General features: G+C 61.4%; 22 protein-coding genes. 8 read left to right on the top strand and 14 right to left on the bottom strand.

Annotation, left to right across the window (positions count from 1 at the left end; all coding sequences use genetic code 11):
• Positions 1-24 precede the first annotated feature (24 nt).
• Positions 25-2,064 carry a hypothetical protein gene (locus AB7M16_RS34495; RefSeq protein ID WP_453946693.1) on the top strand — a complete coding sequence of 680 codons (2,040 nt, stop codon included), beginning with the start codon at positions 25-27 and terminating at the stop codon, positions 2,062-2,064.
• Between the two features lie 146 nt (positions 2,065-2,210).
• Positions 2,211-3,680 carry an exopolysaccharide biosynthesis polyprenyl glycosylphosphotransferase gene (locus tag AB7M16_RS34490; protein ID WP_172784584.1) on the top strand — a complete coding sequence of 490 codons (1,470 nt, stop codon included), beginning with the start codon at positions 2,211-2,213 and terminating at the stop codon, positions 3,678-3,680.
• A gap of 54 nt (positions 3,681-3,734) precedes the next feature.
• On the opposite strand, the gene AB7M16_RS34485 is transcribed toward AB7M16_RS34490, so the two are convergent.
• The gene (locus tag AB7M16_RS34485; protein ID WP_172784583.1) at positions 3,735-4,103 is read right to left on the bottom strand and encodes an H-NS histone family protein; all 369 of its coding nucleotides are present in this window, start codon (positions 4,101-4,103) and stop codon (positions 3,735-3,737) included.
• Positions 4,104-4,715: 612 nt separating this feature from the next.
• Here AB7M16_RS34485 and AB7M16_RS34480 point away from each other — a divergent pair.
• On the top strand, positions 4,716-5,099 hold the full coding sequence (locus AB7M16_RS34480; RefSeq protein ID WP_172784582.1) for an H-NS histone family protein: 384 nt from the start codon (positions 4,716-4,718) through the stop codon (positions 5,097-5,099).
• A 33-nt stretch (positions 5,100-5,132) separates the two neighbouring features.
• Here AB7M16_RS34480 and AB7M16_RS34475 read toward each other — a convergent pair whose 3' ends face one another.
• The 3 genes from AB7M16_RS34475 to AB7M16_RS34465 all read right to left on the bottom strand — a co-directional run bounded on the left by AB7M16_RS34475 (position 5,133) and on the right by AB7M16_RS34465 (position 7,772).
• Entirely contained in the window at positions 5,133-6,158 is a 1,026-nt protein-coding gene (locus tag AB7M16_RS34475) for a nucleotidyltransferase family protein (RefSeq protein WP_453946692.1), read from the bottom strand.
• Between the two features lie 37 nt (positions 6,159-6,195).
• A complete protein-coding gene (locus tag AB7M16_RS34470) occupies positions 6,196-7,236 on the bottom strand; it encodes a serine/threonine protein kinase (protein WP_453946691.1) in 1,041 nt (346 codons plus the stop codon).
• Positions 7,237-7,526: 290 nt separating this feature from the next.
• Positions 7,527-7,772, bottom strand: a complete 246-nt coding sequence (locus AB7M16_RS34465; RefSeq protein ID WP_172784580.1) for a hypothetical protein — start codon at positions 7,770-7,772, stop codon at positions 7,527-7,529.
• 690 nt (positions 7,773-8,462) lie between these two features.
• Between AB7M16_RS34465 and AB7M16_RS34460 the strand changes: the two genes are divergently transcribed.
• The 4 genes from AB7M16_RS34460 to AB7M16_RS34445 all read left to right on the top strand — a co-directional run bounded on the left by AB7M16_RS34460 (position 8,463) and on the right by AB7M16_RS34445 (position 11,476).
• A complete protein-coding gene (locus AB7M16_RS34460; RefSeq protein ID WP_172784579.1) occupies positions 8,463-8,678 on the top strand; it encodes a hypothetical protein in 216 nt (71 codons plus the stop codon).
• 1,024 nt (positions 8,679-9,702) lie between these two features.
• A complete protein-coding gene (locus AB7M16_RS34455; protein ID WP_453946690.1) occupies positions 9,703-10,350 on the top strand; it encodes a CoA transferase subunit A in 648 nt (215 codons plus the stop codon).
• A 4-nt stretch (positions 10,351-10,354) separates the two neighbouring features.
• A complete protein-coding gene (locus AB7M16_RS34450; RefSeq protein WP_453946689.1) occupies positions 10,355-11,005 on the top strand; it encodes a 3-oxoacid CoA-transferase subunit B in 651 nt (216 codons plus the stop codon).
• A gap of 12 nt (positions 11,006-11,017) precedes the next feature.
• A complete protein-coding gene (locus AB7M16_RS34445; RefSeq protein ID WP_453946688.1) occupies positions 11,018-11,476 on the top strand; it encodes a MaoC family dehydratase in 459 nt (152 codons plus the stop codon).
• Positions 11,477-11,643: 167 nt separating this feature from the next.
• On the opposite strand, the gene fabI is transcribed toward AB7M16_RS34445, so the two are convergent.
• The 4 genes from fabI to AB7M16_RS34425 are packed head-to-tail and all read right to left on the bottom strand — an operon-like array spanning position 11,644 to position 16,869.
• Positions 11,644-12,432, bottom strand: a complete 789-nt coding sequence (gene fabI / locus AB7M16_RS34440) for an enoyl-ACP reductase FabI (protein ID WP_025035483.1) — start codon at positions 12,430-12,432, stop codon at positions 11,644-11,646.
• Positions 12,429-13,643, bottom strand: coding sequence for an acetate/propionate family kinase (locus tag AB7M16_RS34435; protein WP_453946687.1), 1,215 nt, complete (start codon positions 13,641-13,643; stop codon positions 12,429-12,431). Before AB7M16_RS34435 ends, fabI begins: the two co-directional genes overlap by 4 nt.
• Before the next feature lie 5 nt (positions 13,644-13,648).
• A complete protein-coding gene (locus AB7M16_RS34430; RefSeq protein WP_212256502.1) occupies positions 13,649-14,611 on the bottom strand; it encodes a phosphate acetyltransferase in 963 nt (320 codons plus the stop codon).
• 29 nt (positions 14,612-14,640) lie between these two features.
• Entirely contained in the window at positions 14,641-16,869 is a 2,229-nt protein-coding gene (locus AB7M16_RS34425) for a DUF3141 domain-containing protein (RefSeq protein ID WP_453946686.1), read from the bottom strand.
• Between the two features lie 152 nt (positions 16,870-17,021).
• Between AB7M16_RS34425 and AB7M16_RS34420 the strand changes: the two genes are divergently transcribed.
• Positions 17,022-17,558 carry a GNAT family N-acetyltransferase gene (locus tag AB7M16_RS34420; protein ID WP_172784573.1) on the top strand — a complete coding sequence of 179 codons (537 nt, stop codon included), beginning with the start codon at positions 17,022-17,024 and terminating at the stop codon, positions 17,556-17,558.
• Between the two features lie 4 nt (positions 17,559-17,562).
• Here AB7M16_RS34420 and AB7M16_RS34415 read toward each other — a convergent pair whose 3' ends face one another.
• From AB7M16_RS34415 to AB7M16_RS34390, 6 genes are all read right to left on the bottom strand, one after another.
• Positions 17,563-18,027: a hypothetical protein gene (locus AB7M16_RS34415; protein WP_172784572.1), complete on the bottom strand. Its 465-nt coding sequence runs from the start codon at positions 18,025-18,027 to the stop codon at positions 17,563-17,565.
• Complete coding sequence (locus AB7M16_RS34410) at positions 18,011-18,928, bottom strand: DUF2950 domain-containing protein (protein ID WP_453946685.1); 918 nt, start codon at positions 18,926-18,928, stop codon at positions 18,011-18,013. The genes AB7M16_RS34415 and AB7M16_RS34410 overlap by 17 nt, the downstream gene beginning before the upstream one ends.
• Entirely contained in the window at positions 18,925-20,562 is a 1,638-nt protein-coding gene (locus tag AB7M16_RS34405; protein ID WP_453946684.1) for a DUF3300 domain-containing protein, read from the bottom strand. The genes AB7M16_RS34410 and AB7M16_RS34405 overlap by 4 nt, the downstream gene beginning before the upstream one ends.
• Before the next feature lie 171 nt (positions 20,563-20,733).
• The gene (locus AB7M16_RS34400; protein WP_453946683.1) at positions 20,734-22,614 is read right to left on the bottom strand and encodes a sensor histidine kinase; all 1,881 of its coding nucleotides are present in this window, start codon (positions 22,612-22,614) and stop codon (positions 20,734-20,736) included.
• 147 nt (positions 22,615-22,761) lie between these two features.
• Positions 22,762-23,997, bottom strand: coding sequence for an HlyD family secretion protein (locus AB7M16_RS34395; protein WP_453946682.1), 1,236 nt, complete (start codon positions 23,995-23,997; stop codon positions 22,762-22,764).
• On the bottom strand, positions 23,990-24,415 hold the full coding sequence (locus AB7M16_RS34390) for a hypothetical protein (RefSeq protein ID WP_453947302.1): 426 nt from the start codon (positions 24,413-24,415) through the stop codon (positions 23,990-23,992). The genes AB7M16_RS34395 and AB7M16_RS34390 overlap by 8 nt, the downstream gene beginning before the upstream one ends.
• Positions 24,416-24,548 lie beyond the last annotated feature (133 nt).

The following is a 24,548-nucleotide window of genomic DNA, read 5'->3' as shown; positions in this document are numbered from 1 at the left end:
TAGCTGGCCCGAGGGACCAGCGGAGTGGCCGCACCACACCACGGTGTTTACATGATGGTCCGGCTTGTCATATTGGCCGAGTTGGTGGCGATTGCCGCGGCGTTCGCAATGCCGGAAAGCCTGCAAGGCTGGGTGTTGATGTCGTTGGTACTCGCAACGGCGGCGCTAATGGTCGCGATCTTTCTACCACCCTCCTCCCTCGGGCTTGCCAGACTGCTCCGTCCTAGTCTCGTCGCTGTACTCGCGGCTCCGGCGCTCTGGATGGCCTTGCAGGCGGTGCCGATGCCGATTGACAAACTCGGCAATCCCATTTGGGCAACTGCATCGGCGACCTTAAACGAGCCCCTCGCTGAAAAAATCACAGTCGACACCACGGCGACCATGTTCTCGCTCGTGCAGTATTGCGCTGTGCTCGCTGCAGCTCTCATTGCTGCAGCCATTGCGCTTGACCGATATCGCGCAGCGCAACTGCTACATATTCTGCTGTCGATAGCCACAATCGTTACCGCCATGTGGTTCGGCAGGGAAATAGCCGGTGTGGCTGGGCCCGACGGCTCAACCATCGCGGTGCTCGGTGTGTTGCTCTCCTGCGCAACGGCAATTCGTGCGGTCGATCAGGTACTCCGACGCAGTCGGCCAGGAACAATTGCGCTAAGCCCGCTCCCTGCGCTGTCCGCCGCGATCATCGCAATGATTATCTGCATGGCCGCGCTGATCATTCGAGCCAACTCAACTGCAGTCGTCGCGGCCCTCCTCGGCTCAGAAATCTTGCTCTCGGTGTTCGCGGTTCGCAGGTGGTTCCCGGGATTGTGGGGTACTGCTGGCGTCCTTGCAACTGCCACGATTATCTTCATTGCCACGGCTACGGTCATTCCCTTCAGAACGAACACCGATCTGACGATCGCCTTGTCAACGAGCAGTCAGGCCGCAACAGAACGGATGCTGCAGGACGTCGCGCCGGCAGGATCCGGTGCGGGTGCTTCGACGGTACTTTTGCCGATTTACCAGGACGCTGGAGTTGGCGACTCGCCAGAAAGGCCAACCGCCGCCGCCACGATCGCTATAGACATGGGGTGGGCTTTTCTCTGCGCGCTGGTGGTTGCTGCGTTGCTCTGCGCTTCTATTCTGATCAGACGTGCTCTGTCACGTGCTTACGATTACGTCTTCCCAGTGCTGGGCGCCGGCGCTTTGATTGCAGTGACGATACTCGCGTTTTCCGATCATGGAATTCTGGGTTTAGGAGCATCGCTTCTGGTCGCTGCGCTTTTTGGCCTGGCTTTCGGTCAAAGCCTCTCCGGCGCAGAACGTGACGCCATATCGTCTGAGACGAAAGCGACGTCCGACCAAATTGCAAATCAAGCACCTGCGCCTCGCCGAAGGTTGACCTCAGCGTCAGTCACCATTTGGCCCCGCGTTAGCCTGATGATGCTTGGTATTGTGTTGATCGTGCAGGCAGCATGGATGGCGCTCCCCGACCGGTACTTCGGTGCAAGATCGTCTTTGCCGTCAGTTCTTTCGACTGCAGCAGCAGGGCCGAACGCGATGTCGAAGACGGTTTCCCTTGCGGCAGCGCGTGAAAACTTATGGATCCGCGGGGGACCAAGCTTTACCCGGGATTCGGCTCTGGCTGCCGACGAGCAAAGGACGGCTCCTCCCATGACTTCGGACGAGTTTGCTCGTGCATTGCGCTCTTCGCCGCTCCGCGGTGACATTTGGCTCCTGCTCGCGGCGACGTCGAAGCACAGTTCGCCCCAGCCCAGCACGGCAGCGATGCTCAGAATGTCATACTATACCGCGCCGAATGATTTGGACCTGCTTCCGTTGCGCGTATCGGTCGCGCTCGCCGCAGATGCCATGGTGCGGGACACTGACCTGCGTGAATTGATCAAACGGGACGTCAGCCTCGTCGTTAGACATCGGCCTGCCCTCAAGCCAGCCCTTGTGACCGCTTACCGGTCAGCCTCGGCTGATGGGAAGATCTATCTCGAGGGCCTGATTTCGGAACTCGATCCGGCGTTCCTCGACCAGGTGCACGCGCGGAGTTCCCGCATGGGTTCTCGATAATCTCAAGAGCCGCGAGCTCAGCCCAAGCCACGATCGCAGATCGGCGACAAAGGGGCACACGTTATTAAATAGGCGGAGCTGCGGATTTTACTTGATAAACCCCTTTAATTAATAAATAATTAATATTAAATCGCAGAGCCCCGGCCATGAATTTCGTGAACCGACATTTCCCCGATCGGGAGGTTACGGATCGTATCAGTCCCGAAGCGACAGTATCCCCCGAGCCCAAATGGCCCCTCCGTTATGACGCGGTCGAGCACGTAGTGCTCGGTGCTGATATTGCGACCATCCTATTTGCGAGCATCGTCTCCACGTTGCTGTACCAAGCGCAGAATGGCCAAGCCGCGGCCAACTTGGGCAACGCGCTTGGCTTGGCGCTGGTTAGCGCGGTTTGTCTCGTTTGCCTGCTGAAGGCCTACGGGCTTTATCAGCCGGTTGAGCTCCTCGCGCTCCGAAATCAGATCCGCGCGGTCTGTTTGGCTTGGATGTCTTCGGTGCTTTTCATTTTGGCGGTGTTCGGCTTCGCAATCCGCCCGGAGAGCTCTCTGCACCGAGGCCTGCTCTTCGCCGTCTTGGCCCTGGGCTTACTTTTGGGTGAGCGGTGGGGAGTTAAGGTGCTTCTCGGGAGGGCCCTGAGCGGCAGGAAGTTCGCCAATACGAATATTGTCCTGATCAGCGATCAACCCTTGTCGAAGAACGTGGGATTGTCCGAAACCTTGTCGATGCACGGGTATCTCGTCAAAGAAAGGTTCAGCTTGCCTCCGTTCGGATTCGGTCCTGCCTGCCGAAGGCGGCTCACGGCCCGTGTCATCGACCACATCCGCACCTACCGGCTCGATCAGGTGGTGGTGGAAGCTGACCCGGAGCGATGGCCCGAATTGCGAGCCTTTGTTGCCGATTTGCGCGTTTTGCCGTTCCCGATCATTTTCGTGCCCGTCGGCACAACGTCCGAATTGCTTCGACACCCAAAGCGAAGTCTTGGAAGTGCCGTTTGTGTAGAACTCCAGCGTGGCCCCCTGACGCCGCTGGAGCGCGCGATTAAGCGGACGATTGACATTATGGGGGCTGGCCTCTGCCTGGCGATGCTCGCCCCGCTGCTTGCGCTGGCTGCAGTCGCGATCAAGCTGGATTCTCCCGGCCCTATATTCTTTCGGCAGCAACGCTGTGGCTTCAACGGCCGAATATTCTTGATCCGCAAATTCCGGACCATGCATGTGCTCGAGGACGGGCCTGTAATCCTCCAGGCCAACCGCGCCGATCGACGCGTTACCCGCGTCGGCAAATGGCTGCGCCGGACGAGCTTCGATGAACTGCCACAGCTCCTAAATGTTCTCGACGGCAGCATGTCGCTGGTGGGCCCGCGTCCTCATGCCGTGGCTCACGACAGTGAATTTGACAAGCTCGTGCGAAACTACGCGCTCCGCCACCGGGTCAGGCCAGGATTGACCGGCTGGGCCCAAGTCCATGGGTGCCGGGGCCCCACCCCTACAGCAGTCATGGTCGAAACACGTGTCCAGTACGACCTCTGGTACATCGACAATTGGAGTATTCGACTGGATCTCGCAATCCTGTTGCGAACTCCCATGGAAGTATTGCGAGGGCGCAATGCCTACTAGGCTCGATCTCGACGTAAGGCGCCGAGCTGCACCAGTTCGTGGCGCAGCAAGTTCTCACGCCCGCTGCCGAAGCTTCGGAGCCGCCTCTCCGATGCGAAACTCCTCGATCCGCCGGCCCGATTTCATGGCAGCAACCAGCCAACGCGGTCGCTTGCCGCGTCCCGACCAAGTTTCGGAAGTTTGCGGGTTACGATATTTCGGCAGTACACGCGGATATTTTCGTCTCTGCTTGCCGTTGGGAGAGACGCCCAACCCGCTCGTTTCGGCTAACGCAGCCATTCCGCCGCCGAGAACCGCCAGACGCTTCTCAAGTTCCTGCTTTTCCGCCTTTATCCGATCCGACAGAATGCCGCTAATCTCCTCATGAAGCGACCAGAGATCATCAAGGGACATCGCTTCTAGTTCGAGCTTCTTGGTCGACATACTGGCATCCTGTGGTTGCGCCCATTTAATACAATCCCGGCCTAGTAATCAAGAAGCTAGGTTGGGTCGGTGTAAAAAAAACGTGGAACCGAATGGCAAGTTCGGTGCTCCACATAGCTGCGTCGCCGGTTCCAATCAAGACTAAAAATGTGATTATCCGCTGAATTTAATAGCGGTTGCAGTAACAACACGCGCTGCGCGAGTATCGAGACGCGGTTCAAGCGAGGGGCGTCTCATTAAACGGAAAGCGGAGCGCGAGCTCACTCTGCTCCGCCGCCCCGTCGGCAACGTCAGCATTTGTAGCTTCGACGCCTCGATATCGGCCGCTGCGGCCGAGGGCGCGATAAACCGATTGATCGCCGCTTGAGGACGGATCGGTGGACAGTCGCGAATCTCCAATGCTTCTCTTCGAGGCTCCGGCAAGGTTTTCTCGCCCGCAATAAATACATGAAAATAATCCTCGCAATATATATTAAATAATATATTATTTATTTATTGTCGTGGCAATTTTGAAGACCAAGCCTTGCTCCCCTGCCCATTGTTCGCCGCGATCTTCGACGTAGGTGACAGACAGGTACGCAAGGTGCCGGTCGAACGGTGACGAGAATGCTTATGCGCAGGCAGGATCTCGAAGCCATGGATTTTGAAGAACTTTGGCTCCTCCACGAGGAGCTGACGAAGATTCTTGCTGAAAAGATCACAGCCGAAAAGCGGGAATTGGAAAAGCGCCTTGCGCAACTCAATCAGCCGGATCAATTCGCCGGGGCGGAGGGCGGGGCGACAACGACTGGCTCAAGTCAGCCCCCTCGTCGCAAATACCCGAAGGTCGTTCCGAAATACTTCAATCCCCTCAAGCCCACAGAGACTTGGTCTGGGCGTGGCAAACAGCCGCGCTGGTTGGTCGCAGCGCTCCAATCAGGGCACACGCTGGAGGAGTTCAGGATTCGCGAGAACGGCGAAGCGCCGAGCCGGAATGCTGGTGGTCACGAGCATTGATGGCCCTGCCGCCCGACCGAACGCATTTGTGATCTAGACCTTCCCTGCGCGCTCCGCGAAGGCCGCCTTCAACAGGAACTGCACGGTGTCCACCCTCGGTAGGGACCACAGTCCACGCGGATGCACAGCAGCTTGCCCGGCGCCGCGTGCCGCTTTCCGATGATTTCCGAGATCCAGTACCATCATTGCGAGGAAGGGAACGCGTGTAGCCGGAAAACGTGCCTGCATCACCTGTCGCATGAACTGGAGGCGAGGAATCAGTCGGGAGCGCAACGCATGCGGAATGTCGACGCCAAGCAGCTCGGCAAGAGCGATCAGCTGAGTTTCGACCGCGTTCCTCATCAAGTCGCTCGAGGCAAGAGAGGTCAGCTTCTCCCAATCGAGAGGTTCGGCGGAAGCGTTTAGATCGCGCAATTCAACAAGGTGCCGCAGGTCGAGGTCGCCGAGCCAATAACCATAGTCCTGAAACTGATCGTGGACGATCAACGTGACCGCTTGGAAGATAGGCGTGGGGATATATACGCTCGCCCGTCCGAGCGGCGCAGGAACACAATGGTTCAGCACATGCCCGAAGTTCTGGTAGAGGTACGCAGGCCCTGGAGCTGCCTCTTGCAGGTCGATGGACCCGACGTCCTGCGGGCGATTCAGATCGACATGCCATCTCCGGCTTTCGGGAGGGGTCTGCTCATGAATATCGTAACCAATTCCACTTAGCGCGGCGACTGCCGTTCTGGCGTCGTCCGGCATGACCATGATGTCCAGATCGGACATAATCCGAACGCCTCTTCGCGCCTCGGGCGCGGTCGCCAGTGTCGATGCCCCCTTGAGTAGAACCGGCGTAATGCCGTGACCATTCAGAGCAACGACGGCCTCTTCGAGTTGAACGACGAGGCGGTCATTGCGCAACCCATTTCGGCGGTGGATATGGCGAATATAGGCGCAGACGTCCTCCGGCAGCATCGATGCGTATTTGTCGACAAAGTCGATGAGCGCCGGCGTCGTCAGGGTCTGATTTGCAAGTCCGATGACGGACGTCCACTCTACTTCGACCGGCGGCATGCCCCGCAAGCAATTGCAGAGGCTCGTGAGCGCGCTGCTATGCCTTGCCATTGCACAATTCCCTAAGCAGATGCCGAGCCTCTCCGGCCTCGCAGTAGGTTAGTTGAAGCGATTTCGCGCCCGCGACCATCCGCTTTAGAGCAAAAAAGCCAGTCTGCGACAGTTTACCATCGCTGGAAAATGCGTTCTCGATGAGCCGCTTCATCGAATCCAAACGATCTATTGCGGTCAGTTCGGCCGGCCCGCTCGCGACCCGGTTCAAGAAGATGATCCAGCCTGTGGAGAAGCATTCGTTCTGCGCATCCGGAATGGGTACGTACCGCACCCGAACGCCGTCGGAGCGGCAATGCGTCGCGCCGTAGCGGTCGCCATGTAGTCGCGAGAGCAAGTCCCACGATCCTTCCTTGAGGGTGATCGCAAACGGGACTCCGCAGATCGTTCCGTCGGCGCCAACCAGCGCGACGTCATCGCCTGCGTACCGGAATCCGGCGTCCACCAGCTGCAGCGTGAGGGTAGATTTTCCAGCTCCCGGATGGCCGCATAACAGCAGGCCCATGCCGTCTTTCACGAGAGAAGCGGCATGTAGGGAGAACACCCACCGATCGCTTCGAATAAGCCGCTCGGTGACGTGAGCTTTGAGCATAGGGGCCAGTGCTTCGACTTCGCATCTGGAAATGCTGGAATCCTCCGCGCGCAGGAACACTTGCTCATCCAGCATCATTGCCTCGATCGCGATGTCGCCGTCGCCGCCGGCACTCTGGTCCGAAACACAAAATGGCGACAGCAGCCGTCTCAAGAGGTCCCGATTTGCAGCCCGGACGCTTATTTTGTGCCGACCCAGATGAGCTGAGAAGACGCAATCGGTCGGCATTCGCCAATCGACTTCGAGCAACGCTCGATCGATCCAGACATCTACGGCCTGTCGCGTGAACTGGCGTGCCGCGTGCTCGTCAATGCCTTGCGCTGCAAGCGCCCGATAAACGTCTCCCAGCGAGGCGCCTTCCCCCAATTTACACCAGATGAATGCCCCTACTCGGTCGAGTTCAAAGATCTTCTGCCCGGCTTCGCTGAAGATCATTGCTCGGCCATCCAACAGCGCGAATACTGCATCCGGAGCCGGTCTCAACACTATCTCTATCTCTGCCGACGATCTTTCCAGCACGCCTTCCACCAATGTGAACCCATTCTGCCGCGCCTGTGCCGGCGAGGCGGCGACAGCCTCCGGGATGCGATGTTGTCGCGGCACCCGACAAGCGAACGGCCGCCGCCTGCGACATTCAATCTAGCCCGGCCTGCGACGCTGCGATTTCCATTCACCCGAACACACGCCACCCGGTCCGGCTCGCTTCGACACGTCAATCCGGCCGGTCATGCCGCGAGCTGACCGTCCTTGCCCCCGTCTTGAGGAGAAATGTTCAACCCCTGCTCTCCAGGGAGGCTCGCTCTGGCGGTCAACCGATGAGCATCCAAGAGGTACCGATAAGCTTCGCGATCGGCACTTCGTTCTCTCAGAATACGCTCCTTCTCGCCAATGTTGACCAATTCTGCGCGCATCTGAGCCAACTGCAGCGGCTCCGAGGTGAGGTTGTACTCGTTAAGAATTAATTCCCACATCGTCTCCTCCAGCCGAAGAAACCTGGACGACTTTAGCTTACGTGATCGGCAGCAATTAACAACGAGATTTACTGATTTTTCTTATAATCAAAATTTGTTTCATATTTGAACCTGGTGCGACCATTCAGCACAACCGGTAAAGCGCAGCACGCGCCGAACTGACTTGAGAATGAGGGCTGCTGAAGCCTGGAGAAAAGGACTGACGTTCTTCGGCAATGCATCGCGCCGCGCATAAAATAAATCAGCCGAGAGTCGCAAATCAGACCGACAACGCCAATTTTAATTTGCACATTAAATGAAAAAGAGAATAGTTAACGAACTGCACCGAGGGGAGTGACACCAGTGATCCGGTTGGCTGACCTGTCCGTCGAGGGGAAATTGATGGTTTCGTTGCAGGGGGAACGTTCCGCACGAAGTCGCGGGTATTTCGACACGACGATTATTTGGCGCCTTCCAGAAGCTTTCGGTTGAGGTCGGACATCATTCGGTATTGCGGCGAAAGCCGGCAGTATCCCAAGAATTCGCCAAGCAGGAATCCGGTCGGTTGGAGAAGCGTCGTCACGAGCAAGCTGCCCTTTGCTCGAACAACGACCCCAGGTGCGATGCCCCCCAAGTCACCCGCACCGACGAGAGCGCACTCCAGCCGGCCGGCCCTTTTGCTCGACAAACGCCTGTTTCAGGGAGGCTCGTATGGGCATGATCATGGTCAAGTGTCCGCAATCCGGCCGCGCGATTCCTACCGGCATCAAATCCGATCGTGAGACTTTCCTGCGAAGCATCGTGTTTTTCGGCAATACTCTTTGTCCGGACTGTCGGGCCAATCACAACTGGTTTGCCCGCGAGGCCTGGGTCGAGGAGGCGATCGTCAGAACGGTAGCGGCCGCTGGTACGGCGCCAACGTGCTGATGCAAATGACGCGCGCGCTTCGGAGAGCGTATCCAAATGCTCCTTCCGATAGCGCGTTGCTGCTGCAACGCATTGCAACCCCTGAGAATATTTTCGCGCATTGTCGCAAAACGAACCGACGCCTCCGGCGGCCATCGCTTAGACGTTGTTGGCATGTCGCCACAAATCCGAGCTTCCGTCAGGAATTCGGCAAGGGCCTGTTTGGGGGTGTTGTAGTGAGTAGTGGGGTTTGCAGCCTGGCTGTTCTGCGTGACACAAAGATCAAGCTCGTGAGCCTGCTGGCTCAATTGAGGCGGCTCCGCGAGAGAGTACGAAGGGCGGAAGCACGGCGCTCCGGACAAAGACGACGATCAGCGTCGGCATCGCGCGCCCGAAGGGCCCGAGCATGAGACATCACATGCAAGGTATCCGCAGCTCAAGGCATTTCTGACGACCATGCTCCCTGGAATTGAAGACCCGCATGGAATTGCAAGCGTTCTTTCTGGATCTTCGTTGATGTAGGGGAGTTCGGCGCTCCCGGCGTCTCAAGGCCGCGGTCGCGCTCCAATCCATCACGGGCCAATTTGGAACAGCAAGCTCTAGCGAGAAACAAGTGTCGATACGGCCTGCCTGCAGCTGCACGCCGCGACATTGGTCGGATAGATGCTATCGAGATTGGTGGTGTCGACCAGCGGTCAGGCATGCCGACGACGATGTAGCTGTCATGCTTGCGCGCGAGCGCCGCGAAGCGCGTTATTGCAGCGCAGATTGCTGCAATTCGTATCGCCATGCAGCAAATCTGTGCAGCGCGGCTGCGTAGCCCCGACCGCGCTCCATGCCGAGCTGCGGCAAGCGCGGCACTCGAGCAGCGCCACGTCGGCGTTCGCAAGCTCTGGCGCGAGACACTCGAAAGCTTCGGCATCGACGCAGCCGGAGCGGAATGATCCGGAAGCCTTGACCCAGATCAAGGGAGCCCGCCCCCCACCCGCCAACATCCGCACTTTACCGCCCTTCAGCCATCGTCGGCCGACCGGGAGTTTCGATCATGAAGGCCGTATCCGTCGAAGAAGCCGTTGCGATGATCCCGGCGGGCGCCAGCGTCATGGTTGGCGGCTTCATGGGAGTCGGAACGCCGGAGCGGCTGCTCGACGAGGTCGTGCGCCAGAGGAAGACAGGTCTGACCTTGATCTCGAATGACGCGGCCACGCCCGGCAAGGGCGTCGGCAAGCTGTTCGATCAGGCCCTCGTGTCGAAGCTGACGGCAACGCATATCGGCCTCAATCCGGAGGCGCAGCAGCAGATGCTGGCGAACCAGATCGCCGTCGATCTCGTGCCGCAAGGCACCTTCGTCGAGCGCATTCGCGCCGGCGGATGCGGTCTCGGCGGCGTGCTGACGCCGACCGGCGTCGGAACGCTCGTGGCCGAAGGCAAGCGTCAGATCGAAGTCGACGGCAAGCCGTTCCTGCTGGAGACGGCGCTGCGGGCGCAATTCGCATTGGTGCACGCCTTCCTCGCCGATTACCTCGGCAACCTCGCCTACGCGCTCACGTCCCGCAATTTCAACCCGGTCATGGCGATGGCGGCCGACACCGTCATCGTGACAGCGGAGCATATCGTCCCGGTCGGCGTGATTGCACCCGATCACGTCGTCACCCCCGCGCCGCTCGTCGACTATCTCATCACCAATGGGTGACACCATGGATCCCCAGATCATCATCGCCCGGCGCGTCGCCAAGGAGCTGAGGAACGGCAATCTCGTCAATCTCGGCATCGGAATTCCGACGCTGGTCGCCAATTACGTGCCGTCGGACCTGAAGGTCTTCTTCCAGTCAGAGAACGGACTGATCGGCACCGGGCCGATCCCCGAGCAGGGCATGGCGCATCCGACACTCACCGATGCCGGTGGGCGCCCGATCAGCGCGCTGCCGGGCGCCTCCACGTTCGACAGCGCGATGTCGTTCGGACTGATCCGCGGCGGCCACGTCGATATCACCGTGCTCGGCGGCCTCCAGGTCGATGCGCATGGCCATCTCGCCAACTGGATGATCCCGGGCAAGATGGTTCCCGGCATGGGCGGCGCAATGGACCTCGTCACCGGCGCCAAGCGCGTGATCGTCGCCATGCAGCACGCCGCCAAGGGCAAGTCGAAGATCGTGGCGAAATGCTCGCTGCCGCTGACCTCGGCACGCCCGGTCGACCTCGTCGTGACGGACATGGCCGTGATCGGTTTTCCCGATGGCAAGGCGACGTTGCTGGAAACAGCGCCCGGCCTGAGCGTCGGCGAGGTTCTGGCGCTGACGGAAGCCGACCTCGCCATTCCCGACAATGTTCCGGAGATGAGGATCTAAACGGGTCAACTCATGCGAATATTCAGCGACTTCAACGAGATCAAATCCGCGGTCGGCACTGAGATCGGCGCCAGCGACTGGATCGAGATCACGCAGGACCGCATCGACCAGTTCGCCGAGGCGACCTGCGACGAGCAATGGATCCATGTCGACCAGGAGCGCGCCAAGCAGGAGATGCCGGGCGGCAAGACCATCGCCCACGGCCTGCTCTCGCTTGCCCTTGCCCCGCTATTCATCCGCTCGGTCATCGGCCTGAAAGGCCTGCGCAACACGCTGAACTACGGTGCTGACCGCATCCGATATCTCGCGCCGGTGCCGGCGGGCTCGAAGCTGCGCGGCCGGGTCACGATTGCGGAAGCAGAGGACGTGCCGCCGGACGGGCTGCGCGTCAACTACCACCTCGTGATCGAGATCGAGGGCGGCAAGAAGCCGGCCTGCGTGGCCGAATTGATCGCACTGCACTATCGGTGAATCAAAAAGTCGAAAAACAACCCCATGCACAGTAGACATGGGGTTGATTTGACTGAGGTTTTCCTTTTCGCTCCAGAGCCCGGTTGCACCGTCGGGCAAAACACCTGCAATATGCCACCATCAGCTCATGGGTCGCCGGACCGCTCAGCGCGGCGGCAACGCGCGGGTCAATCGATGATGTGATAGCCACCGTCGATGTACAGCACGCCGCCGGTGATCAGCTTGGCGCCGTCGAGCGCCAGAAACGCGGTGGCATTACCGACATCATCGATGCTGACGAGGCTGCGCGACGGCGCCTTGGATTGTGCCTTGTCCATCAGCTCGTCGAACTCCGGAATGCCCGAGGCCGCGCGGGTCGCTAGCGGTCCGGGCGAGATCGCGTGCACGCGGATGCCCTTGGGGCCGAGCTCGGCCGCGGCATAGCGAACCGCGGCCTCGAGCGCCGCCTTGGCGACGCCCATGATGTTGTAGTTCTCCACCACCATCTGGCTGCCGTAATAGGTCATGGTGAACATCGTGCCGCCGTTCTTCATCAGGGGTTCGGCAAGATGAGCCATCCGCAGGAACGACCAGCAGGAGACGTCCATGGTCTTCAGAAAGCCGTCGCGGCCGACATCGACCACGCGGCCGTGCAGCGCTTCCTTCGGCGAGAAGGCGATCGAATGAAGCAGGAAATCGAGTTGCCCCCACTCCGACTTGATCCGCTCGAACACCGCCTCCGTCTGGCCTTCGACCATGACGTCGAGCGGCAGGAAGATCGGCGCTTCGAGGGCCTGCGCCAGCGGCTCGACGTGCTTCTTGGCGCGATCGTTCAGATAGGTGACGGCGAGATCGGCGCCGAGGGCGCGAAACGCCCTGGCGCAGCCCCAGGCGATCGACTGGTCGTTGGCGATGCCGACGACCAGGCCCTTCTTCCCCTTCAGAGCGACCTTGCTGTCCGGAAATACTGGAATCATGACACCCTCTCTTGTCTGGGGTTGGGCGATTGCCTGTTCATCAACAGCGTCAGCGTGTGCTGCGCGATCATCAGCTCCTCGTCCGTCGGGACGACGTAGACCGGAACGAGACTCGTCCTTGTCGATATCAGCCGCGAATGGCGCGTGTTCTCGGCAGGGTCGAGTGCCACGCCAAGCCAGCCGAGCTGCTCCGCCACACGTGCGCGGATGCCACTCGAGTTCTCGCCGATGCCGGCGGTGAAGACGAAGGCATCGATCCCCTGCAGCGCCGCCGCCAGCATGCCGGCATTGAGGCCGATGCGATAGACGAAATAGTCCACCGCCAGCTTCGCTTTTGGATCGAGGCTCGTCTCCAGCTCGCGCATGTCGTTGCTGACTCCGGAAAGCCCCTTCAATCCGCAATCGCGATAGAGAAAATCCTGCACCTTCGCTGCCGTCATTCCCTTTTCCGACAGCAGATACAGCACGACCCCCGGATCGAGCTGGCCCGGGCGCGTGCCCATCGGCAGCCCGTCGAGCGCGGTGAATCCCATCGTGCTCTCGACGCTCAGCCCATTCTTCATCGCGCACATCGACGCGCCACTGCCGAGATGGGCGACAATCACCCGGCGCTTTGCGATGTCTGGCGCGATCTGCGGCAGGGTCCTGGAGATGTATTCATAGGAGAGCCCGTGAAAGCCGTAGCGCCGCACACCTTCAGCGTGGAGCTGGTGGGGGATGGCGTAATGATCGGCCAGCGGACCGTGGGTGCGGTGAAACGCGGTGTCGAAGCAAGCGACCTGCGGGATCGCCGGGAAATTGGCCAGGATCGAGCGGATCGGCGCCAGATTGTGCGGCTGATGCAGCGGCGCCAGCGTGGCGAAACGCTCCAGCCGCGCCACCACGCCGTGGTCGATCAGAACCGGCCGCTCATAATCAGGCCCGCCATGGACGACGCGATGCCCGACCGCCAACGGATGGATACGCGCTTCGTTCCGGAGCCATGTCCCCGCGATGTCCATCGCCGCCGGCACGTCCGGAATGGCCTCGATGGGATAGGCCCGATCCGCCATGGGATCGTTGCCTGGCCTACTTGCCCGCAAGCGCGGCCGGCTGCCGATGCCGTCCACCTGCCCCTTGATCAGGCGGCGCAGAATGCCCTCTCCCTCGATCGCAAAGACCTGGAACTTGACGCTCGAGGAGCCGGCGTTGACGACGAGGATGCTGTCCATGGCGGTCACGCCGCGATAGTCGGCGCCTTCTGGCGCCGCGCGTGAGCATATAGTGCAGCAACTGCGCAGGACGCCATTCGCGCTCTTGGGCTGTCCGCACGTGAGGTCAGGACCACAGGCACACGCGCGCCGAGCACGATGCCGGCGCCGTCGGCCTTGGCGAAATAGGCGAGGTTCTTGGCCAGCATGTTGCCCGCTTCGAGGTCGGGCACGACCAGGATCTGAGCGCGGCCGGCCACCTCGGACTTGATGCCCTTGATCCGCGCCGATTCGAGGTCGATCGCATTGTCGAAGGCCAGCGGCCCGTCGAGCACGCCGCCTGTGATCTGGCCACGATCCGCCATCTTGCAGAGCGCCGCGGCCTCGATCGTGGACGGAATTTTCGACGTGACGGTTTCGACTGCGGAAAGAATGGCCACCCGCGGCGACTTGCCGAAGCCCGCCTGATTGTAGAGGTCGATCGCGTTCTGAATGATGTCCCGCTTGGCGTCCAGATCGGGGAAGATGTTGATCGCGGCGTCAGTGACGAAGATCGTCTCGGCGTAGGCCGGCACATCCATGACGAAAACGTGGCTGATGCGCCGATCAGTCCGCAATCCCCCGACCTTGGCCGTGACGGCTCGCATCAGCTCGTCGGTGTGAAGGCTGCCCTTCATGAGCAATTCGCCGCGCGCGGCATGGATCAATTCGACACCCTTCGCGGCGGCATCGTCGCTGTGTGCGGCATCCACGATCTCACAACCCGCGATGTCCAGGCCGAACCTGGCAGCCGTATCCCTGATCTTGCGCTCCGACCCGACCAGGAGCGGCCGGATGATGCCGGCAGACGCGCTGTCGACGGCGCCCCGCAAGGATGTCTCATCGCAGGGATGCACGACGACGGTCGGCGTCGGCGGGATCGCCTTGGCCGCGGCGATCAGGCGGTCATACTTGCTGGGAGACTGCGTGGCCGTCGCATCTGCTGACATGATGTCGCTCCCGATCCTCACAACCCGCGTTACGAAGCCTTCGCCTTGGGATCGAAAGGGGCAACGTTCGACGCCCTTTCGGAACCGTCCGCGGTCTCGAGGCCAAACAGGCCAGCGATCTGCCGCAGCCGGTTTGCGCGCTCGCCCGTGACGTCCGCACTGGCTGACAGCACCTGCTCGATCGCTTCAAATGCTGCGCGACGAACGTTCATGTCGTCAGGCAGCAATTTCGGTATTGCGGCGAGCGCCCATTCTCGATCGAGCAACAGCATGAAGAACTGCTCCCGTACCAGCATCTTGAACTCGGCAAGCGACATGCGTGCGCCGCCATGATCCCGGCGAACCTGGCGCAGAGCCTCGATGCTGCGTTCGTCCACCATCCCCCGTGCCGAGCCGACATAGAGCAAAGCGCGCAGCGCCGCTTCACGGAGGCCGCCTTCACCGATCCGCGACTTCAGATCGGCGATGCGCTTCTCGAGCATGGCGCGATGCTCGGCGGACATCTCACGCCGACGCGACGGCGTGGATGTCGGGTCGATCCCGACCGCCGCCTGGAGTGCCGGGGATCCGTAGACGCTGAGGAACATCGCTTCGCTGAGTGCCTCCTGTGAATCGCGCCAGCTGTCGAGGGCGTGAACGACCTGCTTCGAGATCTGCTCCTGGAACGCCAGGAACGGATTGTCCGCAGCGACCGGCTTGCGCTCCTCGGCGGCCTTCTCGGCCAATGATTTCACCGCCGCCATATAGGGATTCTGGCTGCTGAACAGCTCGTATTGCAGCCGCAGCGGATGCATGTTGTGAGCCCATTCCGCCATCCTTGGCGTCACCATGCGCTTGAGCCACGGCTGGACGAATTTCTGATAGGCCGCCAGGTTGATTTCCGAAATCCGCTTGGCGGTGGCAAAGCGTCGCTCGTCCTCGGGCGAATTGCCGCCCATGGCGCGGATGTCGTCGAGCGTCCGTGCCTCGCATCGCATCACCCACTGGCCGACGACCAGATCCGAACTTGCGGTTTCCTCGTCCTTCGCCTCGAATGTTGCTTCATAGAGCCCGGGCGGCAGAACGTCGATTAGGTCGATGTTGCTGGAAAATTCCGCGTGCTCCTTCTTGGCAACGCCGCCGGAGACGAAGATGCCGAGATGGCCGATGCTCTGGTGCACGGTGTAGACGATGGTCTGGCCGTAGGCCCTGATCTCATCGACATCGGCATAGCAATCGAGGATCCAATGCAGCGCCTGCTGCGGCGGTGTGATGTTGTCGCCCTCCGAGCAGAACACCACGATCGGGGATCTGATGTTGCGAAGATCAACCTTCCGGCCATCGGACATTTCGATGTTGCCGGCGGCGAGGTTATTGCCGACGAACAGCTCATCGACGATGAACTGAATCTCCTCGGCGTTCAAATTGACGTGGCCGCCCCACCAACGCTCGAATTCGAGGTAGCGATCTGCCTCGCTGTCGACTTTGGAATAGACGTTGTACTGCTTGGTCCAGAGCGTATTCGAAGGGTTCTGGTTCTCGAAGTTCTGCACCAGCCATGCACCATCGAACTTGCCGGCGCCGAGATCAGACGTCAGGGCCGTCAACCAGCTTCCGCCAAGTAGCCCGCCCGAGTAGCGCATCGGATACTTTCCGTGCACGCCGGCCCAATAGGCCAGTGGCGCGCCGGCGATGATCAGCGGGCCGAACAGCTCGGGACGCAGCGAGGCCAGGATCATGACGGCCCATCCGGCCTGGCAATTGCCGATCACGCAGGGCTTGCCGTCGGCATCCGGGTGAAGGCTCATGACCTTTTCGATGAAGATGGCTTCGGCACGCGCGATGCGCTCGATGGTCTGACCGGGCATCGGGTCCGGCAGGAATCCGATGAAGTAGCAGGGATGGCCTGCCTTCATCGCCACCCCGATCTCGCTGTCGGCCTTGAAGCCGCCGATGCCGGGGCCGTGGCCCGCACGTGGATCGACCACGACGAACGGCCGCCGGTTCATGTCGATCTCGACGTTGGCAGGCGGAACGATGCGTACCAGCGCGTAATTGACGGGTTCGGCGAGCTGGCGCCCGTCCATGATCAATTCGGCCGCATATTGCAGAACATGCGGGGCGGTTTGCGCGACATGCTCCCTGTACTGATCCCCGCGCCGGCGCATGATATCTAGGAACAGAACACTGCGCTGTCCCGCGTCGACCAGGTATTCGACTGCCGAGGCGACCAGCCCCGACATGGGACCGCCCGGAATTTGTACGTTGTCCATGGACATGTTCTCGACCTCTCCGTCGCCCTCGCCAATTGACGGCGCTGGGGGAGGACGAACGTTGATCTAGGTCAAGATGATCTGCACGCTTGGGAGGCCTTTATCCTACATCACAAGGCATGAGACCCGGCTGGACGGTTTGGACGAGCAACATCGTCATGTCACAAGCTGCAACTTACAGCGTCCAAACCGTACTGAAGGACGGCACTCCGATCCAGATCCGCGCGCTTCGCGCCAGCGACGAGGCGGATATGCTCGCTGCCATCGCGCGTACCGGCCCGCAGTCGCTGCAGAGCCGGTTCTTCGTTTTGAAACGGCACTTCTCGGAGAAGGAGCGCGCCTACTTTATGGACGTGGATTTCAGCAATCACGTTGCGCTGGCCGCTCTCGCAGAAGAACAGGGTCGATACGCCATTATCGGCGGGGGCCGGTACGTTGTCGTCGAGCCCGGTCAGGCCGAGATGGCCTTCGTCGTGGTGGATGCCTGGCAAGGTCGCGGCGTAGGCTCGCTGCTGCTGAGACACCTGACAGACATCGCGCGCGAACAAGGCATAAGAGAGCTCACGGCCGAGGTTCTGTCCGACAACACGCCCATGCGCAGCGTGTTCGCGAAGGCGGGATTCAGGCCTGGACGGAGTGAAGATCCGAGAACGGTGCGCCTGTCGCTCTCACTTGCATCCGCGCGCCCGGCCTGAGCCTTCACCTCAAAGCGATCGTGATCTGACTGATATTGGCCGCCAGCTCGAGTCCCGCCTTCGGGCCTTGCAACACCATCGTGACGCCCTTTTCGTTGCGGAGGTGCACACCGTTGGCACCGCCGACCAGCGCAAAGCCGCCGCCGACGGAACTGTAGGTGCCGGCGAAATCACCGACCTCCCGGATGCCGGATGCCCAGCCGTCGAGACGGCCGAAAGTTGCACCGACCGTGATGCCGAAACTCAGGCCGCTGATCTTGAAGGGATAGGTCTTGCCCCGGTACGTCAACACGCCGCTGCCGGCGCCACCGCCGACCAGGAGGCCTGCCTTGACGATCTTCACTCTGACCTGACCGGCTGCCTGCGCGAAGGACGGCGTCGCCGGCGCGGTCAGCCCGAGTGCGAGCAGAAGCAACACGATCAGGCGAAATGCGCGCCCGCGCAGGCGCGGCTCAGGGTTTTGCGGCATCGACCTTCTTCCAGGTCTGGTCGGGATCGAACAGCGTGATGCGCTGCGCGATGAACTCGGTGCGCTGGCCGAGATCCTTCTGATAGACGACGCCGTCATGATTGACGAGGAAGGTCATGACGCCCGAATTGCCGTATTCCGCGGGCCAGGCGATCAGGGCGAAGCCGCCGATCATCTTGCCCTTGACGACGTAGTTGAGCGCACCGCCGGGCGCATCCCGCCCCTGCCCTTTGAGAATCCGGAAGTAATAACCGTGATAAGGTTCAGGTCCGACATCGTTACCGCGATAGCCCTCCTTCGAGGCTTCGGCCGCGAGCGCACCGAGCGGGCTCGGATCGCTGTCGTCGCGCCAGAACAGGCCGTCCTTCTTGCCGGGCGAGGAGACGATGCGCTGCGCGTAGACGCCGACGCCCTCGCCGCGGTCCTTCTCGGCATATTCGTTTTGCGCGTCGACGAAGGCGAGCGCGGTCTGGATCGCGTCGAGTTCGTTGCGGCCGATGCGACGGCGCAGCACCTCGATCCGTCCCTCGTCGGTGTCGAACGCCCAGCCCGTCCTGGTGTTGACCAGCGGAATCGGGAACGGGAAGTCGTCCGGCCCGAGTATCAAGGTGGCAGACTTGTTGCCCTCCGCCTTGATGCTATGCTTGGTGTCATACATCGAGGTGAAACGCTGACGTATATCGTTGTCGGCGACCTCGTCACCGGATGAGACGATGTCCTCCGCGTTCCTGCCGAGCACTTTCAAAATGTCTTTCGGGCCGCTCTTGACCGCGGCGGCAAGGGCAGACGCGGCCTCTTCCGGTGTCTTGTAGGATTCCTGCGCGAGAGAGGCCGATCCGAGCAGCGCGAGCGCGAACACGCCGGGGAGCAGCGCACGGTTAAACGATTTCAGAGCAGTCATGGCATCACCTCCGCAGGAATTTTCGCGCCGCCAGCGAGCCAGTCGCGATAGGTGCGGAACGTCAGCCCGAGTTTCTCGTAATGGACGCGCAGATAGCCGTCGCTGCCGCGGGTCACGGCATCGGGCATCACCTGCTCGACCTCCTGCGCCATCACGCCGACATAGGCCTTGCCGCTGCCGATATAACTGAACCGATAGTAGCCAAGGCCGTTCGAGAGATGACCGAGCAGGACGATGTCATGCTTCAGCGCGACGTCGGAACGCCGGCCACCGCCGCCACCGCCGCGGAAGCCGCCTCCTCCACCGCCGCCACGCATCGCCATGCCGCCACCGCCACCGCGGCCGGCGAAGCTTGGTCCGCCGCCGCCACCGCGCGGCATGCTCGCCATGCTGCTGCGGCCGCGCGCGGATGCGGCGGCAGCCGAGCGGCCGGAGGAAACGTTCATGGCACCGCCGCGATTGCCGCCGCCGCCACGATTGGCCGCACCGCCGCCGGCGCGGTTCGCAGCCTTGGCGCGATCGCCGCCGCCCTTGCTCGCGCCCTTATTCGCACCTTTGGCACGATCGCCCGCACCGGCACGATCGCCGCCGCCGGGCCGGTCGCCGCGATTGCCGGCACGATCACCTGGACCACCGCGATCGCCCGCACGATCTCCCGCCCGGTCCCCGGCACCCTGATTGGGCCGCAGCACCTGGTTGCCGTCGCGGCCGCGGAAATCCATCCGGTCCGACACGCCGGCCTTCAGATTGTTGTTGCCGAAGCGCTGCTGAACATTGCTGTTGTTGTAGCGGACACCACCGCGATGCGCCGGATTGTGCTGCCAGCCATTGCCGATGTTCGTGGTGCGATGGTTGACATAGACGTTGCGGTTGCCCCAGTTGAAGCCACCGCCCCAGTAATTGCCCCAGCGTCCGATCGCCCAGGCCGTGCCGAAGGCGAGACCGGCGGCGACCATGCCGGCGCCGATGTAAGACGGATAGCCCCAATAATACGGCGGATATTCCGCATAGGGCCAGCTGCCGTAGACCGTCGCCGGGTCGTAATACGGCACGTACATCGCCGAGGGATCGGCCTGCTGGATCAAGACGACCTGCTTGCCTTCCTGAGACTGGACGCTGACCTTCTGCTGCTTGGTGGTGACGAGCTTCTTGTTGTCATAGGCCTTGTTGCGCAGACGCTGGATCGCGTCCATCACGTCGGGCTGCTGCGCGAGGAACGCATCGCCCAGCTTCTTGGTCCAGTCGAGCTGGTCGCTCATCATCGCGAGGACGTCGGCGGTGCTGGCCAGCGCCTTGACGCTGTCGTCCCAGCCCTGCTTCTCAACTTCCGTCTTCAGCGCATCGCCCTTCAGGCTCTTGCGCTCCTTCAGCCAGCGGTCGGCCTGCACCACTTCCAGCGGATAGGTCGAGGCAGCCAGTACATTGGCGAGCAATTCGTCGGGATAAAGCGCGATCGGCGCGACGAGGGCCTCGAGCTGCTCGGGCTTCAAGAGCTCGGCCGTCGGCGCAGGTGGACTGGCAGGCTGCGCCTGCGGCGCCGGCGCTGCAGGTGTTGTTGGGGTCTGCGCCGCTGCGGCGACCGAAGTCGCCATCAAGAGCGCCAGCGCCATCAGGGTCGTGCCGCAACGAAACATTACATCCTCCGTCTGACTCCCAGTGCGGGAGGATCAAGCCGGGCCGCAGGCATTTGTTGATCGAGATCAACGAAACCAGGCCGTCGCGGCTGCTGCAGCGCAAGGACGCACGAGCATTCGACAAGGATTTTCGGTCGAGACAGCCCGCCCCTGAGAGACGCGCATCATCTCTCAGCGCGCGATCGGAAGCCGGATCGTGAACAGCGCGCCGCCCGCAATCTGGTTCGCAGCAGCGATCGTGCCGTGATGGGCCTCGACGATGGTCCTGGCGATCGCCAGTCCCATGCCCATGCCTTGCGGTTTCGTCGTAAAAAATGGATCGAAGACGTTCGCGACGTCGGAGGCGGCCATTCCAGGCCCGGTATCGCTGATCCTGATTTCGGCCTGATTGCCGGCACGCAGGGTCGCGACGCTGACCTCCCGCTTTCCGGTGTCCGCATCGGAGATCGCATCCAACGCGTTGATGATCAGGTTGAGGAGGACCTGCTGAAGCTGGACCGGATCGCCCTTGACGTGAAGGTCGACCATGACCGGCAGATAGCTCAACGTGATCCGGCGCCCCTGGGCGAGCGCCTTCACGAGACCAATTGCTTCGCGCACCGTATCGTTGAGCTCGATGTCCTTGACTTCGAAGGGGGTCTTTTTCAGAACGCTGCGCAGCCTGCGGATCACCTCGCTCGCCCGTTGGTCGTCCCTTCTGATGTCGGCGAGGATCTGCTGGATCTCGACCAGATCGGGCTGGGCAGCCTTCAGCATGAGCTCTGCCGTTTCGGCGTTGGTCAGAATCGATCCGAGGGGCTGGTTCAGTTCATGCGCGATCGAGGTCGTCAGCTCGCCAACGGCCGAGTAGCGGTTCACGTGGGCGAGTTCCGTCAGCCGCTGACGCGATTCGACTTCGGCAACCCGCCGGCGGCGACGCTCGTGCAGGAGCCCGCTGATGAGTCCGGCCTGCACCAGGAACACGGCCGAGATCATCAGCATCTGCCAGCGATAGCGCTGCCAGATAGTCGGCTCGCGAAACAGGATGGTGCTTCCCTTGGGCAGGCTACTCTCGCTGATGCCCCAGCGCTGCAACTCCCGCCAATCGTATTTGGGAGCTGCATATGCGATCGGTTCAATTCTGACGTTTGCAGGCTCTTCCCCGCCCAGAATTCGCAGTGCCGCATCGGCGGTCTTTTGACCGAGTTCAGGAATTGAATGCATCGGACCGCCGACAATGTCGCGTCCGAAGAACGACTCCTCAAAGCAGAAAATTGGGGCGTTCGCGACGGCCTGAAGGCGATGCAGCGCCAGATTTCCATCATGAACGACACCCGCCGCGTCGACCGACATCAACCCCCAGAACAGAACCGTGTGCGGGGGAAGCGTCGATGCCCGTTTCAGGATGTCCTCGAACGACAGATCGCCGTACCAAACGAACGAAACCCGGCCTTCGAGCGGCTTGACGTCCCTCTTGACCTCTTCGAGCCAGAATTTCTCCAACGCAGACGCGCCAATGACGAGGGCTATCGTCTGCGTGTCCGGCAGCACCTGCAGAACATTGCGGAAGGCCGTGACAAATTCGTTACGGACTGACACGACCGCGTCGTTCCGGGTCAGGCGTGAGCGGTCGATCAATCGTTCCTCGACTGTCGTGAGGACCATTGGCGCCTTCGGAAACAGCTTCTCGCGATGCCTTTGCACGAATCCGGCCGCTGGCCCGCCAATGCTCATCACGATGTCAGGTGGCCGCCCTTCGTACAGCGAACCAAGATATTCGACGAAGGGCCCCTCAGGACCCGGCGCGATGAACCGGGCGGTAAGAAGCGTATGTTCCTGGATATCGAGCGGCCAGGGAGAGCGCTCCTCGAGATTGGTCTTGATGCTGCGTGCGTACTCGCTCCAGGGCAAGAAATCGCGCCCGAAGGAATGCAGCATCAGCACACGCTTGGGCTCGCTGCGCGGTGCCGGGGCCGATTGCGCGCGCGCAGGACCGCATAGCGTGCACCCGGCGAGCAAGAGGCCGAGACAAAGCCACGCAGCCGCAACCGGCCTGACCGCATCTGTGGACATGCGCCCGCTCAGCTCCACTCCCCGCAGCTTTCGCTGACTGCGATCTCCGGCAATTTTAGCGCGGATTGCAGCGCACGGACAGCCCCGAGGCGGGCCTCAGCGGCGCGTGACGACCCGCCCATAGTCTCGTTCGTCCGCTTCTCTCGTTCAATGGCCGCCGCTCAGCACGAGTGTCTGGATCGGCAGCAACAGCGCCTGAATGCGCAGCAGCAGCGCATGCACGAGGCCGACGCCATCCACGACGTGCAGCGCGATCTTCCGGCTGGTCGGGGTGTCCTTGGCCGAGATCTCCTCGTGGTTGCTGGTGTAGGCATTGACGATGCAGCTCGAGCCCGGCGTGACACCGTCGAGGCCGCCCTTGTAGAGCGGCTCCAGAAACACGAGGATCGTGCCGGGGCGGACGGCATTCTGCGCTTCCAGCAATTGCTCGCCGGACCGGAATTGCCCGGCTGCGATGTAGTCCTGCACCGTCGTGATCACCATGGGGATGATCTTCCATGGCTTCGAGATGCAGGTCGCTTCCGCGACCATGCCGGTCTTCATCACCTGCGCCTCGATCTGACCGAAGCCGGCCTGAAGAACCTTTCGGCCGGCCTCCTCGGGAATGAGGACGCCGGCCGGGCGCATCAGCTGGTTGACGACGTCGCCGGTGCGAACCAGGAACTGCTCGACCCGGCCATCGACGCCGGCACGCACAGACGTCTTGTCGAGATCGACCTGAGCCTGGTCGAGCGCAGCTTCGGCGCTGGCCTTTTGGGCCGGCAGCAGGACGGAGACCTGCAGAGATGCGGCTTGTTTCACGGCCGTTGCAGCGTCGACGCCGGACTGTCGCTGGTCGACCAGGACTTGGAGCTTTTCGATATCCCGCTGCGGAACGATGCCCGGATTGCGGCGCTGGAGCTCGGTCTTGACCTCGAGCTCGTCCTTGGCCTGCTGGTAGTTGGCCTTCGCCTCCCCGATCTGCGCCTCGGCCTTGACCACATCGGCCTGTGCGGTCTGCATGGCGGCATCGACCTCCGCGACTTTGCGCTTGGCCGTCTCGAACGCAGCCTGCTGCTTCGAGCTGTCGAGCGTGAACAGAACATCGCCCTTCTTGACCGGCGCGCTGAACCCGACTTTCACCTCGGCGACACGGCCCGAGCCTTCGGGCAGAATCGGCACGGTGCGGAAGTACAACGTCGCGGATGAGGTTGCGGGATGGAAATAGAAGATCATCGTGATCAACGAGATCGTCAGCATCAGGCAGGCGGTGATGCCCCAGCGCAACTCGTACCAGATCGAGAAGAAGGTGATCTCCTTGCCGAAGCGCTTGCCCTGAACATAACGGCGGTAGAGGTAATCGGGCAGGATCGTCAGCAGCGAACAGAACATCAGCTCAAACATGGCTGTGCTCCTTCTCCTTGGCGGGTCCCGGCCTATCCTGCAGAAGCGGCGTCGCAGCGGTCTCGGGCAAGACATCCCCGCCGTCGGAAACCGGCGTTGCGTCAGCGATCTTTTCGACGGATCCGGCAATGCTGCGAAGCGGCGTGCCGAAATCCGGAAGATCGATCATCGCGAGCAGCAGGCCGGCGATCCAGAAGATGTGCATGTGCGTGAACAGGGAGATCAGGCCGAGCACCGCAACGAACTCGAACTGCAATTTCTGCGATTTGTGCGCCATCCGCTCGGGCAGGCTGTGCAGTTTCCAATAGAGCGTGCCGACCCAGAGCACGGTCCCGATCAGGAATACGCCCATCACCACCATCAACGTGTCGGTCCCGCTCCCGGGCGCTAGATAGAACGGCAGATGATGCGGTGCCATCGGATGAAGCTGGTCGCTCAAGCGTCTCTCCCGGTCAAGACATGCATGTGCAGCACTGTGTGCGGATAGGTCCGCGTTTGCTTGATTTGAATCAAGGGAACGCTTTTGCGCTGGACCTAGCGTTTTCTGCGTG

This window comes from Bradyrhizobium sp. USDA 372 (assembly GCF_053629095.1).
Note: the sequence above shows the minus strand (reverse complement) of the source record. Positions and strands in the feature narration are given on the sequence as shown.

Excerpts from the sequence above, each read along its gene's own strand:
- AB7M16_RS34490 (WP_172784584.1), top strand. The coding sequence starts at position 2,211 with ATGAATTTCGTGAACCGACATTTCCCCGATCGGGAGGTTACGGATCGT.
- AB7M16_RS34485 (WP_172784583.1), bottom strand. The coding sequence starts at position 4,103 with ATGTCGACCAAGAAGCTCGAACTAGAAGCGATGTCCCTTGATGATCTC.
- AB7M16_RS34480 (WP_172784582.1), top strand. The coding sequence starts at position 4,716 with ATGCGCAGGCAGGATCTCGAAGCCATGGATTTTGAAGAACTTTGGCTC.
- AB7M16_RS34475 (WP_453946692.1), bottom strand. The coding sequence starts at position 6,158 with ATGCCGCCGGTCGAAGTAGAGTGGACGTCCGTCATCGGACTTGCAAAT.
- AB7M16_RS34470 (WP_453946691.1), bottom strand. The coding sequence starts at position 7,236 with ATGATCTTCAGCGAAGCCGGGCAGAAGATCTTTGAACTCGACCGAGTA.
- AB7M16_RS34465 (WP_172784580.1), bottom strand. The coding sequence starts at position 7,772 with ATGTGGGAATTAATTCTTAACGAGTACAACCTCACCTCGGAGCCGCTG.
- AB7M16_RS34460 (WP_172784579.1), top strand. The coding sequence starts at position 8,463 with ATGGGCATGATCATGGTCAAGTGTCCGCAATCCGGCCGCGCGATTCCT.
- AB7M16_RS34455 (WP_453946690.1), top strand. The coding sequence starts at position 9,703 with ATGAAGGCCGTATCCGTCGAAGAAGCCGTTGCGATGATCCCGGCGGGC.
- AB7M16_RS34450 (WP_453946689.1), top strand. The coding sequence starts at position 10,355 with ATGGATCCCCAGATCATCATCGCCCGGCGCGTCGCCAAGGAGCTGAGG.
- AB7M16_RS34445 (WP_453946688.1), top strand. The coding sequence starts at position 11,018 with ATGCGAATATTCAGCGACTTCAACGAGATCAAATCCGCGGTCGGCACT.
- fabI (WP_025035483.1), bottom strand. The coding sequence starts at position 12,432 with ATGATTCCAGTATTTCCGGACAGCAAGGTCGCTCTGAAGGGGAAGAAG.
- AB7M16_RS34435 (WP_453946687.1), bottom strand. The coding sequence starts at position 13,643 with ATGGACAGCATCCTCGTCGTCAACGCCGGCTCCTCGAGCGTCAAGTTC.
- AB7M16_RS34430 (WP_212256502.1), bottom strand. The coding sequence starts at position 14,611 with ATGTCAGCAGATGCGACGGCCACGCAGTCTCCCAGCAAGTATGACCGC.
- AB7M16_RS34425 (WP_453946686.1), bottom strand. The coding sequence starts at position 16,869 with ATGTCCATGGACAACGTACAAATTCCGGGCGGTCCCATGTCGGGGCTG.
- AB7M16_RS34420 (WP_172784573.1), top strand. The coding sequence starts at position 17,022 with ATGTCACAAGCTGCAACTTACAGCGTCCAAACCGTACTGAAGGACGGC.
- AB7M16_RS34415 (WP_172784572.1), bottom strand. The coding sequence starts at position 18,027 with ATGCCGCAAAACCCTGAGCCGCGCCTGCGCGGGCGCGCATTTCGCCTG.
- AB7M16_RS34410 (WP_453946685.1), bottom strand. The coding sequence starts at position 18,928 with ATGACTGCTCTGAAATCGTTTAACCGTGCGCTGCTCCCCGGCGTGTTC.
- AB7M16_RS34405 (WP_453946684.1), bottom strand. The coding sequence starts at position 20,562 with ATGTTTCGTTGCGGCACGACCCTGATGGCGCTGGCGCTCTTGATGGCG.
- AB7M16_RS34400 (WP_453946683.1), bottom strand. The coding sequence starts at position 22,614 with ATGTCCACAGATGCGGTCAGGCCGGTTGCGGCTGCGTGGCTTTGTCTC.
- AB7M16_RS34395 (WP_453946682.1), bottom strand. The coding sequence starts at position 23,997 with ATGTTTGAGCTGATGTTCTGTTCGCTGCTGACGATCCTGCCCGATTAC.
- AB7M16_RS34390 (WP_453947302.1), bottom strand. The coding sequence starts at position 24,415 with ATGGCACCGCATCATCTGCCGTTCTATCTAGCGCCCGGGAGCGGGACC.